This window comes from Flavobacterium sp. (genome assembly GCF_004295795.1).
In the GTDB taxonomy this organism is placed as follows: domain Bacteria; phylum Bacteroidota; class Bacteroidia; order Flavobacteriales; family Flavobacteriaceae; genus Flavobacterium.
The window spans coordinates 142,602-157,834 of record NZ_SEBR01000005.1 but is presented as its reverse complement, the minus strand read 5'-3'; the positions used below and the strand labels follow the sequence as shown (position 1 = coordinate 157,834).

Annotated in this window: 17 protein-coding genes; 1 reads left to right on the top strand and 16 read right to left on the bottom strand. The window is 45.7% G+C overall.

The window, feature by feature from the left end; all coding sequences use genetic code 11:
* Position 1: 1 nt before the first annotated feature.
* The 12 genes from EOO49_RS06280 to EOO49_RS06225 form a co-directional block, all read right to left on the bottom strand.
* Complete coding sequence (locus EOO49_RS06280; RefSeq protein ID WP_290843838.1) at positions 2-1,000, bottom strand: BtrH N-terminal domain-containing protein; 999 nt, start codon at positions 998-1,000, stop codon at positions 2-4.
* Positions 1,000-1,404: a hypothetical protein gene (locus tag EOO49_RS06275; protein WP_290843836.1), complete on the bottom strand. Its 405-nt coding sequence runs from the start codon at positions 1,402-1,404 to the stop codon at positions 1,000-1,002. Before EOO49_RS06275 ends, EOO49_RS06280 begins: the two co-directional genes overlap by 1 nt.
* 42 nt (positions 1,405-1,446) lie before the next feature.
* The gene (locus tag EOO49_RS06270) at positions 1,447-1,926 is read right to left on the bottom strand and encodes an ABC transporter permease (protein WP_290843834.1); all 480 of its coding nucleotides are present in this window, start codon (positions 1,924-1,926) and stop codon (positions 1,447-1,449) included.
* Positions 1,926-2,351: a hypothetical protein gene (locus EOO49_RS06265; protein ID WP_290843832.1), complete on the bottom strand. Its 426-nt coding sequence runs from the start codon at positions 2,349-2,351 to the stop codon at positions 1,926-1,928. The genes EOO49_RS06270 and EOO49_RS06265 overlap by 1 nt, the downstream gene beginning before the upstream one ends.
* Positions 2,351-3,484: a beta-ketoacyl-ACP synthase III gene (locus tag EOO49_RS06260; protein WP_290843830.1), complete on the bottom strand. Its 1,134-nt coding sequence runs from the start codon at positions 3,482-3,484 to the stop codon at positions 2,351-2,353. Before EOO49_RS06260 ends, EOO49_RS06265 begins: the two co-directional genes overlap by 1 nt.
* An 18-nt stretch (positions 3,485-3,502) precedes the next feature.
* Positions 3,503-4,405: a dialkylrecorsinol condensing enzyme DarA gene (locus tag EOO49_RS06255; RefSeq protein WP_290843827.1), complete on the bottom strand. Its 903-nt coding sequence runs from the start codon at positions 4,403-4,405 to the stop codon at positions 3,503-3,505.
* Positions 4,406-4,507: 102 nt separating this feature from the next.
* Entirely contained in the window at positions 4,508-5,380 is an 873-nt protein-coding gene (locus EOO49_RS06250) for a lipid A biosynthesis acyltransferase (RefSeq protein WP_290843825.1), read from the bottom strand.
* A 1-nt stretch (position 5,381) separates the two neighbouring features.
* Positions 5,382-5,636: an acyl carrier protein gene (locus tag EOO49_RS06245; protein WP_290843823.1), complete on the bottom strand. Its 255-nt coding sequence runs from the start codon at positions 5,634-5,636 to the stop codon at positions 5,382-5,384.
* A complete protein-coding gene (locus EOO49_RS06240; protein ID WP_290843821.1) occupies positions 5,629-6,864 on the bottom strand; it encodes a beta-ketoacyl synthase in 1,236 nt (411 codons plus the stop codon). Before EOO49_RS06240 ends, EOO49_RS06245 begins: the two co-directional genes overlap by 8 nt.
* Before the next feature lie 21 nt (positions 6,865-6,885).
* Entirely contained in the window at positions 6,886-7,617 is a 732-nt protein-coding gene (gene fabG / locus EOO49_RS06235) for a 3-oxoacyl-ACP reductase FabG (RefSeq protein WP_290843820.1), read from the bottom strand.
* Positions 7,618-7,641: 24 nt separating this feature from the next.
* Positions 7,642-8,763, bottom strand: coding sequence for a WG repeat-containing protein (locus EOO49_RS06230; protein WP_290843819.1), 1,122 nt, complete (start codon positions 8,761-8,763; stop codon positions 7,642-7,644).
* 33 nt (positions 8,764-8,796) lie between these two features.
* Positions 8,797-10,317, bottom strand: coding sequence for a histidine ammonia-lyase (locus tag EOO49_RS06225; protein WP_290843818.1), 1,521 nt, complete (start codon positions 10,315-10,317; stop codon positions 8,797-8,799).
* Between the two features lie 134 nt (positions 10,318-10,451).
* On the opposite strand from EOO49_RS06225, the gene EOO49_RS06220 reads away from it, so the two are divergent.
* Positions 10,452-11,708, top strand: coding sequence for an NAD(P)/FAD-dependent oxidoreductase (locus EOO49_RS06220; protein WP_290843817.1), 1,257 nt, complete (start codon positions 10,452-10,454; stop codon positions 11,706-11,708).
* A 50-nt stretch (positions 11,709-11,758) separates the two neighbouring features.
* On the opposite strand, the gene EOO49_RS06215 is transcribed toward EOO49_RS06220, so the two are convergent.
* The 4 genes from EOO49_RS06215 to EOO49_RS06200 form a co-directional block, all read right to left on the bottom strand.
* Complete coding sequence (locus EOO49_RS06215) at positions 11,759-12,169, bottom strand: hypothetical protein (RefSeq protein ID WP_290843816.1); 411 nt, start codon at positions 12,167-12,169, stop codon at positions 11,759-11,761.
* A gap of 24 nt (positions 12,170-12,193) precedes the next feature.
* The gene (locus EOO49_RS06210; protein ID WP_290843815.1) at positions 12,194-12,775 is read right to left on the bottom strand and encodes a hypothetical protein; all 582 of its coding nucleotides are present in this window, start codon (positions 12,773-12,775) and stop codon (positions 12,194-12,196) included.
* A 93-nt stretch (positions 12,776-12,868) separates the two neighbouring features.
* Positions 12,869-14,500: a hypothetical protein gene (locus tag EOO49_RS06205; RefSeq protein ID WP_290843813.1), complete on the bottom strand. Its 1,632-nt coding sequence runs from the start codon at positions 14,498-14,500 to the stop codon at positions 12,869-12,871.
* Between the two features lie 96 nt (positions 14,501-14,596).
* The gene (locus tag EOO49_RS06200) at positions 14,597-15,175 is read right to left on the bottom strand and encodes a hypothetical protein (protein WP_290843811.1); all 579 of its coding nucleotides are present in this window, start codon (positions 15,173-15,175) and stop codon (positions 14,597-14,599) included.
* Positions 15,176-15,233: the final 58 nt, after the last annotated feature.

The window sequence follows — 15,233 nt, the reverse complement described above, 5'->3', positions numbered from 1 at the left end:
ATCAGGCGATGGCTTTTTTTAGTTTTTTGAAGAAAGCTTCTTCAAGGTCGGCAATTTTTACCATTTCATCTGCCAACAAATTGTAAACATCTGATTTTGACGAACGATTTTTATAAACACGAGAAGCTTCGACAGCAAAGTCGCGCCATTTGTCCCCGATTTTTGTCATCTCGTAAGAAAGTTCCTTTAACTCGGATTTGTTCAGGATAACCGACGATTCCTGCAGAAAAGCCGCGAAAATATACCGGAATCCGCCGCCGCCAGTTCCGATTTCCTCTTGCATCCGGACGATTTGCGCCAAATAGTGGTTCGCAACCTTGACACCGTGTTTCGCCGGCCATTTCCTGACAAGTTTGGCCACAGTCCGAATGCCTTTTACGCCTACGAACGGCACTGGCGCAAGCATATCGCGACAAGTTTCCTTGATGCCTTTTACGATCGCTTTCGGCAAATCGGATGATTTTGGAATCGAGGTCGGATAATACATTTGTCCTTTCGGAGCGAATGCACCTTTGGCAAAACGCACTTTCTCGAGATCTTTGTGAGAAAGCGTCGTGGTGTTTTCCATTACCGGATCGGACACGAGATAATCTGTTTCGGTTTTCCCGTAAACCACACAATTGTGGGCGTTGAAATGGAAACGGTATTCATCGGGAAAATAAGTCAATCCGTAAACGCCGACCTGTAAACCTGTCGGAATGTTGTTTTTGAGATTTTCGTCAAGTGCTTGCTGAGCCGCTTTCGGAGAAGAAAACCTGACGCGTTTCACCTTGAAGCCCAATCGTTTCGCGGCTTTGTTGAAAATCGTTCCCGGCATCGGACGATAAGAGATCGCCGGCGCGTGGTTGACTTTCAAAAATGGGATATAAACGTAGAAAAGTCCAGAGCCGATACCAAAAATCATCGGTTCTGAAATCTCGAAACCGTTGTGTTTCAAAAGATTTGATGCAACTCCGTTTTCGCAGTGAGCCGCTTGATGGTGCGTGAATCCTACTTCCATTAGTCGGCTTTGAAGTTTTTGAGTTGGTTGATGTCGATGTCGAATGCATCGGCGTATTTCTGCAGGACTTTGTCCGATAAGTTAGCGAAAACCGATGGCTTGAAATGACGTTTTACGCGCCATTGCCACATCGAGACGTAACTTGCCAGAATTCCCAAATCCATTTTGGAAGCTTCCATGAAATAAACGATCGGGCTGGCTTTTCCGGCTTTTACGTCGGACTTCGCCAATTCCATGCGCTCGGAAATATCGTCCATGGCGTTAGAAAGCGCGATCGATTTCGGCTCCCAGCCTTTGCTCAAAGCGGTCGTATAATTGCCTTGGTCGTCTGTGGCGTAGAGCAGTTCGCGAACATTGTTTTTGGAGAGATTTCCCTCGTCTTGCGGCACTTCGTCTTTCTTCATATCGGTCGTTTTCGGGACAAATCCGAACGGCCAAAAATACCGCTAAAGGTTGGATTTCACAACAGTCGGAGCTTGCTGTTGTATGAAAAGGTTGATTTCGCCATCGAGCAGTTGCTTTTGGCCAACGAACGTCTGGCAATGCATCGTGCAAAGGCAGTAATCGTCGGTTGCGAAGTTGGAAATCAAAGAAGATTTGGTGATGATCACGTCGCCGGCCTTCGGAAGTTCGAAAACTTTCAAAGTCTTGATCGCACTGATGAATCCGATTACGCTCGCACCGGTTTTGTCCTCGAGATTTTCATCGACGAAAAAACCTTTTGCGACGATCGCCGCGCAGTTTTGGGCTGCGTTTTCGACGAGTCCGGCTTCGATGAATTGTCCGTTCGCGTCAACGAAAATATTGTCAGGCAAAATCTTGAAAGTCGTCTCGACCGCTTTTTCCTCCAAATGCGTAATGACGTCAACCATGAGGAATGGCGCGCGGTGCGGAAGATATTTGGTGATGTCGATTTCGGCTACCATTATTTTGCGAGTACGGTTTTCATTTGGCCTTTGGCGATTTCCGATCCGTTTACCGATGATGAGATTTCGACCATCGTGATGTCTCCGAATTCCTGGATAATTGTGACTGTCGTGACGATTTCGTCCCCGGTTTTGGGCAATTCCGATATCGAAAGCGAACTTACCGAACCGATGTATCCGGTTGGCGCGGCTTGTTTCAAAAGGAAAAATTTGTATCCGGTGTGAAGCGCGACTGTTTGCGCCATGTGTTCGATCAGTCCTGACTCGCGGAAAGTTCCGTCAGTCGTGAAAATATTCGCTTCGGAAACCAAAAGTCCGGCGACGACCTGCGTTTCATCGAATGAAAACAGTTTGTCTACCATTTCGAATGGAAACTTTTGCGGAATCAGTTGCCAAACGGCTTCTTTTTCGGCTAAAACTTTCATTACACGACAGTTAGGTAAGCGTACGCAAATGAGAATCGGCCGCTTTCCGGAACCGACAAAAGGATTTTCTGGCCTTTTTTGAGTTGTCCCGAATTGAGCAATTCTTCGAGCGCCAGGTAAATCGACGCCGATCCTACGTTTCCGACGCGCTGCAAGTTCATGAACCATTTGTCGTCTGACGGGCAAATTCCCTTTTCGGCAAAAACGGTTTTGAGTCCGGCAACGAAATAATGCGAAGAAACGTGCGGAAGGAAATAATCGAGATCATCGACCGTGATATTGTGCTTTTTGAGCGTGTCGCCCATACTTTCGGCACCTTTTTCGAGAATGTATTTGTCGAGTAATTTGACGTCTTGCTTAATCGAAAAAACCGATTGTTTTCCCCATTCCGATGGATCGTATTCGCTCCAAGGCTTGATCGATCCGTCTTCTTGCTTGTCTCCGCCAGCGTACATGCAAGCTTCGAGTTCGTGTGCGTAGGAATAAGCGTCCATCCACTCGATCTTGAGTGAAATGTTGCCTTTTGGCTGGTTTTCGAGAAGGAATGCGCCCGCTCCGTCAGAAAGCATCCAACGCAAAAAATCTTTCTTGAATGCGATAATCGGCTGTTCTTCAAGACTTTTGAGGTTGGTCACTTCTTGTTCGTATTTATCGGAAACCATCCAAGTGGAAACTTTTTCCGAACCCGTACAAACGGCGTTTTTGGTATTTCCGGATTTAACCGAAAGGAATCCGTATTTCAAGGAATTCATGCCCGCGCAGCAAACGCCCGTAGACGAATTGAGTTCTACCGACTGGTTTTTCAAAAGTCCGTGGACCATCGCGGCGTGAGATGGCAAAAAGTTGTCGGGAGTTGACGTTCCGCAAGACAAAAGCTCCATGTCTTTGGCCGAAAACGTGTCGTCGAAAAGTGACTCGACTGCGTTTTTGGTCATGTCAGCGTTGTTGTGCGTGCTTTTTCCGTCTTTGTCCAAAGCATAATAACGCGACGCGATTTTGTTGTTTCTCAAAATCAGCCTGCGCGCCTTAGATGCCGTCTCATTGATCATTCCCAAGTAGCTTTCCATATCATCGTTCTGGATCGCTTCATTCGGCAAAAATTTACCGGCTTTGGTAATATATACTTCAAACATAGTGTATTCTCAAACGCTCTAAACCCCTTGAAAATAAAGGGTTTCTCTTTTGATTTTATTGATTTTAAGCGGGTACGTTAAAAGGTGCAAGATATATACAATAGGTGATATAACCCAAATCGCGAGGAATAAATAAACATAAAATACTTTAAGCCACGATTTGCGCCCCGATTTTCTCGATTTGATAAATTTCGACCACTTATTAAAGATTTTATTCCCTGTTCGGTCGACCAAAACAAGGTAAGAACTAATGCGGACGGCGTCGTTCTCTACCAATTCGGGTTGAAGCGAATCGAGTGTGTTTTGCTCGAAATGCGCCTTGATGATCTGTCCGAATTTCGATGCACCGGAAATGTCTTTGTCCGAAACGCCAGGCAACGGAAGCAGTCCCCATTTCTTGGTCTTCTTGCCAGAAAACATCCATTCGACTATCGTGAGAACGCTGATCAAGTTTCCGACTCGGTCGACCAATGCGATGTTGCCTTTCAAGTCTGCATCGGCTTCTTTCAAAAGCACTTTGACTTTCTCCTGCGCCATAACCCACATATTTCGAGAACCCGAAATAGTGATTACGGGCTTTCCTTTCAGAAGCGATTTTCCTTCGTCACTTTTCAAAAACGAGTTGATCGGAATCGAAGGCGACAAATACCAAACCTGATAATGAAACAGGATCAAGTCGTAATTTTTGTTGAGGATTTGTGTCGGAATTGGTTCGAGCGCAATTGGTTCCTGAACGAAAGATTCGGGAAAAGCACCAAAAAAAGCGTCGCTATTCCACGGAAACGGGAAAGGCGTCACGGGTTTGATCTCGTGAAAATCGACCTGGTAATCGCCACTTTCCAAAAACGGTCTGGAAACGTTCGCGGCAATGTCCTTAAGTTGTCCTGATTGGGTATAATAAATGACCAGAACGTTCTTCATCCCTTTTTGTTTATCGCGCGCAAATGTAAGCCAAAAAATGCAGATTTGTCTTACGCAGACGTTATTCTCAACAAAGACAAACCGTTAGCTCTCGGAAGTTTCCTATTTTTTCCAGAAATTGAAATAATTGAACCATTGATACGGATACTTCCTGACGAAGCTTTCGACGTTTTTCGCGTATTCTTTCAAAAGTGCTTTCTCATCTCTGTGCTTGACTTCGGCTCGTCTCGTATACAAATGGTAATGCAGTTTCGGTTCTTTCATCACGTACACGAAAGCCACCGGAACTTTCAATCTTGAAGCGATCAAAAATGGTCCCGACGGGAAATTCGCGTCTTCACCCAAAAATGCTTCGGTAAGCACTTTATTGCCTTCAAAGTAGCGATCGCCCGTAAAACAGACGAGCTCGTTGCGCGCCAATGCTGCGTTTATCTCAAAAATGTGTGACAGATCGTCTTTGATGATGATGAACTTGCGACTGGCTTTTTCGGTGACCGATTCGAGGTAATCGCGAATGGCCGAGTGTTCGAGATCTGTGGTGACGATGTTGATATTGAATTCGAGATCGATGTCGGCGAAGAATTGTTCGGCGATCTCGAAGTTTCCGACATGGGCCGAAATCAGTACGCCGCCTTGTTTGTTCTTGAGCAGATCGATCAGGATCTCGATTCCGTCGAACTCGTAGGTGAACTTTTTTCGCAATCCGGCTGATATCGCGACCTTGTCGATTATCGTCTGTCCGAAAGTAAAATAGCTTTTGAATAACGCCCGACGGGTTTTGGCTTTGGAATAACCCAACCGATCGTGGAAATAATAAGACATGTCGCGATTGCTTCGCTTTTGAGTAAGGAAGTAATAACTCGCAACAAAATACAGTATGAAATAAGCCGGCCGAACGCCGAAGTTCTTGATCAGGAAAACGAAAATCCTATAGCCAAGAACCGTCCCTTTGGATTTGCCTTCCCATTGGGCCATGTTATGCGTGCTTCGCTAACAGTTTTTTCTCGATAAGGTCGTAGAACGTCTGGAAGGTCGTGATTCCGACAAAGTCAGATTCCACAAGCTTTACGCCGAAATTCGCCTCGATGGAAACTACCAAATCCACATAATCCAGACTGTCCAATCCCAAAGTGTCTTTCAGGATAGCATCAGGCTGAATGTCCTCAACATCTACTTCGAATTCATCGCTCATGAACGCGTTGATCTTCTCGATAATCTCTTCTTTATTCATTTTCTTTAGTATACTTTTTCACGACCAAGGCCGAGTTGGTTCCTCCGAATCCGAAAGAATTCGACAAAAATATATTAATTTCCTTATCTAACGTGGTGCGCGCGATATTTAATTTGGAAGAGTCTTCGTCGGGATTTTCAAGGTTGATGTTGGGCGCGACGAACGAATTGTTCATCATCAGGATCGAATAAATGACTTCGCTTGCTCCGGCCATCCAACATTCGTGTCCTGTCATCGATTTGGTCGAGCTTACGGGCGGCGTTTCAGGTCCGAAAACATCGAAAATCGCTTTGGCTTCGTTGGCGTCTCCTACTGGCGTTGAAGTCGCGTGCGCATTGATATAATCGACATCAGATGCCAAAACTCCGGCTTCGTTCAACGCTTTTTTCATCGCGATTGACGGCCCGTCGACATTTGGTGTGGAAATGTGTCCGCCGTTGGATGAAAATCCGTAGCCGATAACCTCAGCGATGATATTTGCGCCTCTGGCAATCGCCGATTCGAGGCTTTCGAGAATCAACGTCGCACCGCCACCGCTTGGAACCAATCCGTCGCGACTGGAATCGAACGGACGCGAAGCTTTTGTCGGATCGCTTTCCCGCGGTGAAAAAACACCGAGTCCGTCGAACGATCCCATGGCATATTTGTTGATTTCCTGTGCGCCTCCGCAGATGATCACGTCCTGTAATCCGCTTTTTATCAGATGATAACCAAGCCCGATCGAATGCGAACCGCTTGCGCAAGCCGCACTGATTGTCATGTTGACGCCTTTGAGTTGGAAAATCGTGGCAAGATTCATCGTCACCGTGGAATTCATCGACTTGAAAATCGCGCCTGATCCTATGAGTGCCGTGTCTTTTTTCTCGCGAATGATATCTGTAGCTTCGATGATTCCTTTGGAAACCGAGTCGTTTCCGTAAAGGATTCCAACTTCGCGATCGTGAAAGAATTGTTCGTCGATGTTGGCGTTTTTCAAAGCCTCGATCGTGGCCATGAACGCATATTCCGTTTCCTCGCCTACCGAAATGCGCTGGCGGCGGTTCAAAAGTTCCTTGAGTTCGGGTTTTGGGACAATTCCGGTCAAGGCCGAACGGAATCCGAATTCCTTTCGCTCCTGGTCGTAAACGATGCCTGATTTTCCCTGGCGAAGCGATTCCGTAACCTCATCGAGCGACGTGCCGATGCAGCTCCAGATTCCCATTCCGGTAATTACAACTCTCCTGCTCATTATCTCTTTCCCGATGTAATTTTATGAATAGATGCCTCCATTTATGTTGATGATTTCGCCCGTGATGTAACCCGATTTCCTGGAAGCCAGAAACGACACCAGATCGGCGATTTCCTCGGCTTCCCCGAAACGGTTCGCAGGAATCATTTTGATGAGTTCTTTTTGGTCGAGATCGGCCGTCATGTCGCTTTTGATGAATCCCGGAGCGACCGCATTCACGGTAATGTTGCGTTTTGCGACTTCTTGTGCCAAAGCCTTTGTGGCTCCGACCAAAGCGCCTTTTGCCGCCGAATAATTCGTTTGTCCCGGAGTTCCTTTTACGCCAGAAACCGATACCATGTTGATGATGCGTCCGTATTTGTTTCGAAGCATTTTCTGGATGAAAAAGTTCGTGACGTTGTAGAATCCGTTGAGACTGGTGTTGATGACTTTGCTCCAATCTTCGTGCGACATCCACATGAAAAGTCCGTCGCGCGTGATGCCGGCGTTGTTCACGATGACTTCGACCGTCGCTTCCGGATTCGCTTCCTGCCAGTTATTCAGCACTGATTTGGACTCGTCTGAATCGGCGACGTCGAACTTGAGGATTTCTCCCGTGCGACCCAATTTCTGGACTTCGGCAAGCGTTTCTTCGGCTGCAGCCTGATTCGCCTGATAATTGATCAAGATGTGATATTCGGTTTCGGCTGCCAATTTTATGCAAATCGCGCGTCCGATGCCGCGGGAACCACCTGTGACTAATGCACACTTCATTCCTTTATATGGTTTTTGTTTTTGTCAGTTGCTGAAAAGCTCGGCGTTTTCGAACCATTGGTTGCCCAAAACCGAACCGTCCGGTTTCAGGAATGCCCACTTTTTATCTTTTTTGACACGGACCAAGCCGCCGTCGAACCCTGTTTTTTCTTGTTTGAACAAATTGAATCCGCCGCCGATGTTGATGTCATAATCGGTCGGGATTACCAATTTGCCGCTGGCGTTGATAAAACCCCAGTGTTTGTCCTTTACCGGAGCGAATCCGTCTTCACTGAAAACTTCGGCATCGGCATATTTCGTATCGATCACGAATGTTCCTTTCGGATTCACGTAACCCCATTTTTTCTCGTTCGCAACCGGCGCAAGTCCTTTGTGAAAAGCACGTGCTTTGTCGAATTTCGGCTCGATCACCCATTTCCCGGAGTGGTCGATAAACCCTATTTTATCGCCTTTTTTGGCATAAGTCAATTCGGATTCATCCCAATCCCAAATCTTGGTCGCGCCGTCGACTTCAGTATATTTTCCGTTGTTGATCACGCCGTAAGCCTCGCCTTTTTTGACCCAGGTTCCTTTGTTGTAATCGCCCACGTCAGCATAATCTGCAGGAACGACGACTTTTCCGGTCTTGTCGACAATTCCCCAAAGTCCGTTGTTCTTGAACCTTGCGTAATTGCCCTTGAATTCCTTTATCATTTGGTATTTCGGCTCGACGACGGTTTTGAGTTGCGCGTTCATGAACCCGACTTTCTCGCCCGATTTCAGCATCGCGATTCCGTCTACGAAATCAAACAACTTATCTGTTGCCGGCGCCTTTTCTTCGACACCTTTCTTGTTGATGTAGAAAACTTTTTTCTCTTTTCCTTCTTTGACAGTCACGATCGCATGCCCGGAATCGAAATCGTTGGCATCGTCATAAATTGGTTTGATGGCCCAATTTCCTTTTTTGTCAATGTAACCCCATTTGCCGTTTTCTTCGACGATGGCCAATCCGTCAGAAAAACTCTTGGCTTTCTTGAATTTTGGCTCAATGGCAAATTTTCCGGTTTTGTCGATGTATCCGAAGAGTTTATCCTTGCGAACCAGAGCGAGTTCCTGAGCATTGGCAAAAGTGATAGCTAGTACCAGCAACAAATATATTTTTTTCATATTCGGTTGATTTAACGGTTACTAGCTAAAATACTAATTATTTGTCAAATGGTCTTTCACCTTTTGTACGAAAGGATACATGGCCTGATCTTGACTAAATGTCGGAATTATTTTACGGATGTCGTCATACAATTCTCTTGAAACCGATGAAATCTTGTCTTTCTGTTCCAAAATATCGATCGCCTGAACGATCGAAATCGCCTCGATGGCCAAAACCTCAAAAGCGTTTTCGATGACTTTTGCCGTGATGCAGGCCGCGTTCGTTCCCATACTCACGATGTCTTGGTTGTCGTTGTTGTTCGGGATTGAGTGCACGTACATCGGATTCGACAAAGTCTGGCTTTCGGCCGTGGTCGAAACCGCGGTAAATTGTGTGCCTTGCATCCCGAAGTTGAATCCGAGCTTGCCCATATTGACGAAAGGCGGCAAAATCTCGTTGATTTTCGCGTTCATCAGATAGTTGAGCTGACGTTCGGCCAACATCGTCAATTTGGTCACGACGATCTTGAGTTTGTCCATTTCGAGTGAAATGTAGTCGCCGTGGAAGTTTCCGCCGTGCCAAACGTGTTTGTTGGCCACATCGATAATTGGGTTGTCGTTTGCCGAATTGATTTCCTTTTCGAGAATCGCCGCAACAGAATCGATCGTTTCCTTGACCGGACCCAAAATTTGCGGAACACATCGCAACGAGTAATATTCCTGTACTTTTTCCTTGAAAACCGTCTCGGAATTATTGCCAGAATACAAGTGGTCTTCGCGTTTGCGAACCAATTTGCTGTCTGACAGATTCTCGCGCATTTTCGCCGCGATTTCCTGTTGACCCGCGTGTAGTTTCGTATTGTTGAGTTCGGCAGACAAATGATCGTCGTATGCCTGAACCAATTCGTTGATCGCGCACGAAAGCTTCACTGACCAATCGAGCACTTTTTTGGCGTTGTGGATGTTGACCACGCCAATTCCCGTCATGACCGACGTTCCGTTCATGAGCGCAAGACCTTCGCGTATCTCGACATTTATCGGTTTCAAGCCTTCGATTTCGAAAACTTCTTGGGTTTCGAGTCTTTCGCCTTTGTAGAAAACCTCGCCTTCTCCGATAAGCACCAAAGCCAAATGCGCCAATTGCACCAAATCGCCAGAAGCGCCAACGCCACCGTGCTCGAATATAAGCGGAGTGATGTCGCGGTTGATAAGTTCTTTCATCAAGTGGATCAAAGAAGGATGCACGCCCGAATTCCCGAGCGACAAAGTGTTCAAACGAGCCAGGATCGCCGCTTTAACGAAAGTCGGGTTCATCGGCTTGCCCGTTCCTGAAGAATGGCTTCTTATCAGGTTGTATTGTAGTTGGAGACGGTCGGCGTCGTCGATTCGATATTGCGCCATTGGCCCAAACCCTGTATTGACGCCATAAATGACCTTATTTTCAGAGAACTCCTTTAAAAAATCAAAACTGGCATTCACCCTTTGCAGCACTTCCTCACTGATCGCCACTTTGTTGTTGTTGAATACTACTGCTTCAAATTCCTCAAGGCTTAGATATTCATGTATCGTATTCATTTAATAACGAGATTTTAGAGAGCGTAATAAACCATCAAAGTTTATTTTTTTCGTAACTTCAATTGTCTTTATTTTGAGGCCACAAATGTAATATAAATTAAGAGATTTTTAAGAACGTAAAAACACTTATTCCGATGTTAAAAGAAGTTGTCGATGTGTTGGTGATCGGTGCGGGTCCTTCGGGTTGCGTTTCCTCGTGTTATCTGCACGCTAACGGAGTGAAGGTCAAGATGGTCGAAAAACAGAAATTCCCGCGTTTGGTAGTCGGCGAAAGCCTCATTCCGCGCGTGATGGATCACTTTCATGAAGCAGGATTGTTCCAGACTTTGGACGCGATGAACTTCGAGAAAAAACTCGGGGCGCGCTTCATTCGCGGAGAGGAAATTTGCGTGTTCGATTTCTCCAACAAATACGGCGATGGCTGGGATTGGACGTGGCAAGTGCCAAGAGCCGATTTCGACAACACCATGGCCAAGGAATGTATCTCGAAAGGGATCGATCTTGAATTCGAATCGGAAGTGATCGCCGTGGAATTCGACGGAAAAAAATCGGTAACGACGGTAAAGGACAAAGACGGAAATCTCAAGGAAATACACGCGAATTTCATCATCGACTCGAGCGGTTACGGACGCGTTTTGCCAAGGTTGCTCGACCTCGACACCCCTTCTCACCTCGATCCGCATTCCTCGATTTTTGTTCATGTGGACGACGTAAACCGTCCGGCGGGCGAAGAAGGCACGATGATTTCGTTCGACATTCTCGAAACCGAGGTCTGGCTTTGGGTAATCCCGTTTTCAGACAACAGGACTTCGTTGGGCGTCGTTGGTCCGACAACTTTCATCAATGCACTTTCCGAGAGCAAGGACAATGTCGAGGCTTTGAAAAATGCGATCAAACTTTCCGATTTCTACATCAAGCGTTTTGGCGATGCCGAATTTTTGTTCGAACCCGTAAAACTCGAAAACTACAGCCGATCGGTCAAGAGAATGTTCGGTGACGGATTCGCCTTGACGGGAAACAGCTCCGAATTCCTCGATCCGGTCTTTTCATCTGGCGTTTGTTTCGCGACAGAATCCGGAATGTTGGCCGCCAAGTTGTATCTCAAGGAATCAAAAGGCGAAAATGTCGATTGGGAAACCGAATTTACGGGCTACATGCGCCGCGGGATAGGCGTTTTCACGACTTACGTAAAAGAATGGTACACGGGAAATCTGCAGACTTTGTTCTTCCACAGACCTGAAAATCCAGACGTAAAACAAAAGATCTGCGCGGTTTTGGCCGGATACGTTTGGGACGAGACCAATCCGTTTGTCAAGAAACACGATAACGTCGTCAAAAACATGGCGTATCTGATCAATCAGGAAAAAGAAATGGCCGCGACGAACCAGTAATTCTCGCGAATCGAAATAAAGAAGGCGTCCGTTTTTGGATGCCTTTTGTTTTATAGCCCGTTTCGTTTCTTGAAATTCTCGAGTTTCTGAAAGCCGTCAAAATTGCAATTTGCATCAGAAATCGTGTCGCTTTTGCCATTTCTATCGATGACGAATTTCTCTGTCGTGGTGCACATCCCGTCTTTCGGAAGCGCTTTGAGTTGCTCGACCAAATTCTCCAGGTATTCGATTTCTCTAAGAGAAACAAACCTTTTGTGATTTCCTCTGACCGAAACAAATCTGTCATCAACCTTGAGAATTTGTAGCGAATCTTCTCTCAAATGAAAACAGCCGCTTGATTGGAAATTGATTTTTAGAATGGCTTCCGACTTTTTATTGGCCTTTATTTTTTGGGTAGCCGAGACATCTTTCTGACATCCAAAAAACATCGGAATCAAAAGCAAAAACATGATTTTTTTCATCACATCGAAGTTCAAAATTGATTTTTATCGGACGCGTTTGAGTTGCATCACGAAATTTTTAGCCAGTTTCTCGTAAGCTCCGGAAATGCGTTCGCCGAATTTATTGGGATCTCGGTTTTCCATGCCGATGGTTTTGTCGAATTTGACCGAAACCAGAACATTCGTAGGATTCTCGGTTTCGAAAACACTGATTATCGCCGTGATTTTTGACGGTTGTCCGCTCGGACCCATTCCGTAACCCGGATAAAGCCAGACCGTTTTGACCTTGATCGTGTATTTTGCCGCCCCATTCCTGACGATTTTCACTTCGCCTTTCTCGAACCTTTCGTTGAAATAGTCGATGAAACGCGGTTCATATTTGTTGGTTCTGTCGGCATACCAATTGTCGACGAACGCTTTTGCTTTCTCTGGTTTTTCCTTTTGCTGTTCGAACTTGATCTTGAGATAAGCTTCTTCGGATTCATAATCGTGCACTTGCATTCCGTCGTAATCGAAGACGATATTGAATTCCGGAATGTCTTTTATCGACTCGAAATTCCCTGAAAGCAAGTCGAACCGTTGCGCCCAAACCGACGAGACACAAAGCAAAAAAAACACGATTTTCATAAGATTCGTTTGGGTGAAGTTAGAAATTTATCGCATATAAAAAAGCCCGATGTTTTGGTCGGGCTTTGGTTTTGTAACTAAATATCTTGTCAGTTATTTGAGCTTGACCACGATCATGATGTCTTCCTTGCCTTTTTTGTAGGCTTCGAACATAAACGAGTCGTTTGAGGTGTGCATCATTTTTTCCATTGACATTTCTTTGAGCTTGTAATCTTCGATCTCGCGCACGTTCAAAATCGAACCTTTTGAAATATCGCCCGTTTTGTCGTCGATCTTCACTGCTGTCAAATAACCGCCGTGTCCGTCATTGTGCATCGCCGGAACTTTATCGACCGGAAGATCGATATTTTTCACGTTGTCAAAAAACACGAGAAAGTGCTCGCTTCCGTTTTCGAAATGCTCGAACGACATTCCGCCGCGACCTCTTGAACCGTGCTGGAATTTCGGGATTTTCTTCATCCATTGCAGATTGCCTTCCTTGTCGGCTTTCAAGACCAAGACACTGTTGTAGTTGTAAGAGTATGTCGTGCGCGTGCCGCTTGAGGAATAATGCGTCGAGACAACCAGAATGTATTGTTCGGCTGCCATGAAAATACTTCCGTCTGGCATGATCTTGAGCTCACGGAAAACAAGATTGCCGAATTTCGCACCTTCTCCGCTTTCTTCTTTCTTTTCGTTTTTGCGGATGGCTTTCTTACTCGAGTACTCGTTGATGATCTCGACCGGAATGTCATAATAGTGCACTTTCCCGACTTCGGCATCAGGACTTACGCGAAACGTGATCGCGCCATCGCTCGCAGACTGAAAGTCTTTTCCGCGTCCGTTGCTGTAAAAACCGGCCGCTATTACGCCATTTCCATTAGGAATGTCGTACATCTGGACAGAATTGATGAATTTGTTGCCGTTTTCGATCTGTGCCGTTTTGAATTCTTTCGCTCCGGCTTTCAAAACCATCATCTCCAAGTGATAATTGGCTTCTTCGTCTTTCTTGCTCTTTTTGTCGTCTCCACTGTCATCGTGATAGACTTTCGTAAGCAGATAAAGGTCGCCATTGTTATCGAGTTGATAGTCGAGATTGTTCATGCGACGCTCCGTGTAAGGCATCGTCACCTCGCGGTTCGAGATTTCCTTCATGTTTTCGTCAAAAATCACGAATCCGATCTTGTCGAAGCTTTTCTTGTCGTTCTTCACTTCGGGGATGCGACGGTATTTTACAAGAAATTTCTTGTTGTCGAACGAGCGGTAAACTGGAAATTTGTTTACAAGGTTAAAGTCCATCATACGTCCCGAACCTTCGCCCGTGACTTTTCCGTCAATTTTTAGCAAAAGTTGCTTTTCGCCTTGCAGAATGCCAGTATCCATATTGACTTCCTGCGTATAAAGTTGCTCTTTTTTGTTGTCGCCATCCCATTGCGTCAGGAAAATAACGGCTTTCCCATTGATGAAAAGGATGCGCTCAAAAACCGTATTCTTGGCCACGGCATCTTCGTAGAATTTGGAACTGACCTCATTTCCCGTCGCCGGATCGAACTTCTGGACATAAATGTCTCGCTTGTCGAAAGAGACTTTCACCGCTTTTCCTTCTTCGGACAAATAATATTTATCGTCCGCATCGACATATTTGTAAGGCGAACTTACTTTGTACTCGTAATCTTTTGACAGTGTTTTTTGGCCATAGGAAGATGCTGCCACAAGTAGGGCGAACAGGCCGAAGATACGTTTCATTTGCTTATGTTTTTTGGTTTGGAAGCAAACATAACATTTTCCTACAAAAAAAGCCGCGCTGGAGACACGGCTTTGAATTTATATTTGTTTTTGGCTTTATTTAATATCGCCCGCAAGTTCTTTAGCGAGTTTTGCGTAAGCTTCAGAGATGCGGTAACCCGAGTCGAAATCACCACCAAACGCGCCAGATCCCGGAGTTTTCTCATACAAAACCGAAAGCAAAACATTAGAAGGATTTGCAGTTTCAAAAACTGTGACCCTCGCAGTCAGTTTTGAATCGCTTCTCGAAATTGCGATGTTGTAACCCGGATGCAACCAGATCGTCTGGATCTTCATTGTGTATTTGGCCGATGCAAGATTTTTGTCTGCCTTGACTTTCCCGTCAAAACGCTTGTTGAATGATTCGATGAACTTTGGTTCGTAACGTCTTTCGCGATCGCCAAACCAGCTTTTGCGGAAATCCTCGTCTGTGCCTTTTTCTTCGCGTTTCTTCATTTTGTCAGCTAGAAATTCTTCTTCCGACTTGAATTTATCGACAGTCAAACCTTCGTAGTCGAACACCAGATTGAACTCGGTGATGCCTTTCAAAGCCTTGAAATCACCTGATTCCTTCTTCACTTTTTGCGCGAACGCCGCCGATGAGACCACAAGCAGCAACAACATTGCTTTTTTCATAATTTCCTGTTTAGTATTGCGCCAAAAATAAACAAATTCGCGAATCGTCCACATACGG

Bases quoted from the DNA above. Each gene is read 5' to 3' on its own strand.
- EOO49_RS06265 (WP_290843832.1), bottom strand. From the start codon at position 2,351: ATGAAAGTTTTAGCCGAAAAAGAAGCCGTTTGGCAACTGATTCCGCAA.
- EOO49_RS06270 (WP_290843834.1), bottom strand. From the start codon at position 1,926: ATGGTAGCCGAAATCGACATCACCAAATATCTTCCGCACCGCGCGCCA.
- EOO49_RS06215 (WP_290843816.1), bottom strand. From the start codon at position 12,169: ATGAAAAAAATCATGTTTTTGCTTTTGATTCCGATGTTTTTTGGATGT.
- EOO49_RS06240 (WP_290843821.1), bottom strand. From the start codon at position 6,864: ATGAGCAGGAGAGTTGTAATTACCGGAATGGGAATCTGGAGCTGCATC.
- EOO49_RS06280 (WP_290843838.1), bottom strand. From the start codon at position 1,000: ATGGAAGTAGGATTCACGCACCATCAAGCGGCTCACTGCGAAAACGGA.
- EOO49_RS06245 (WP_290843823.1), bottom strand. From the start codon at position 5,636: ATGAATAAAGAAGAGATTATCGAGAAGATCAACGCGTTCATGAGCGAT.
- EOO49_RS06260 (WP_290843830.1), bottom strand. From the start codon at position 3,484: ATGTTTGAAGTATATATTACCAAAGCCGGTAAATTTTTGCCGAATGAA.
- EOO49_RS06250 (WP_290843825.1), bottom strand. From the start codon at position 5,380: ATGGCCCAATGGGAAGGCAAATCCAAAGGGACGGTTCTTGGCTATAGG.
- EOO49_RS06200 (WP_290843811.1), bottom strand. From the start codon at position 15,175: ATGAAAAAAGCAATGTTGTTGCTGCTTGTGGTCTCATCGGCGGCGTTC.
- EOO49_RS06230 (WP_290843819.1), bottom strand. From the start codon at position 8,763: ATGAAAAAAATATATTTGTTGCTGGTACTAGCTATCACTTTTGCCAAT.
- EOO49_RS06220 (WP_290843817.1), top strand. From the start codon at position 10,452: ATGTTAAAAGAAGTTGTCGATGTGTTGGTGATCGGTGCGGGTCCTTCG.
- EOO49_RS06275 (WP_290843836.1), bottom strand. From the start codon at position 1,404: ATGAAGAAAGACGAAGTGCCGCAAGACGAGGGAAATCTCTCCAAAAAC.
- fabG (WP_290843820.1), bottom strand. From the start codon at position 7,617: ATGAAGTGTGCATTAGTCACAGGTGGTTCCCGCGGCATCGGACGCGCG.
- EOO49_RS06255 (WP_290843827.1), bottom strand. From the start codon at position 4,405: ATGAAGAACGTTCTGGTCATTTATTATACCCAATCAGGACAACTTAAG.
- EOO49_RS06210 (WP_290843815.1), bottom strand. From the start codon at position 12,775: ATGAAAATCGTGTTTTTTTTGCTTTGTGTCTCGTCGGTTTGGGCGCAA.
- EOO49_RS06225 (WP_290843818.1), bottom strand. From the start codon at position 10,317: ATGAATACGATACATGAATATCTAAGCCTTGAGGAATTTGAAGCAGTA.
- EOO49_RS06205 (WP_290843813.1), bottom strand. From the start codon at position 14,500: ATGAAACGTATCTTCGGCCTGTTCGCCCTACTTGTGGCAGCATCTTCC.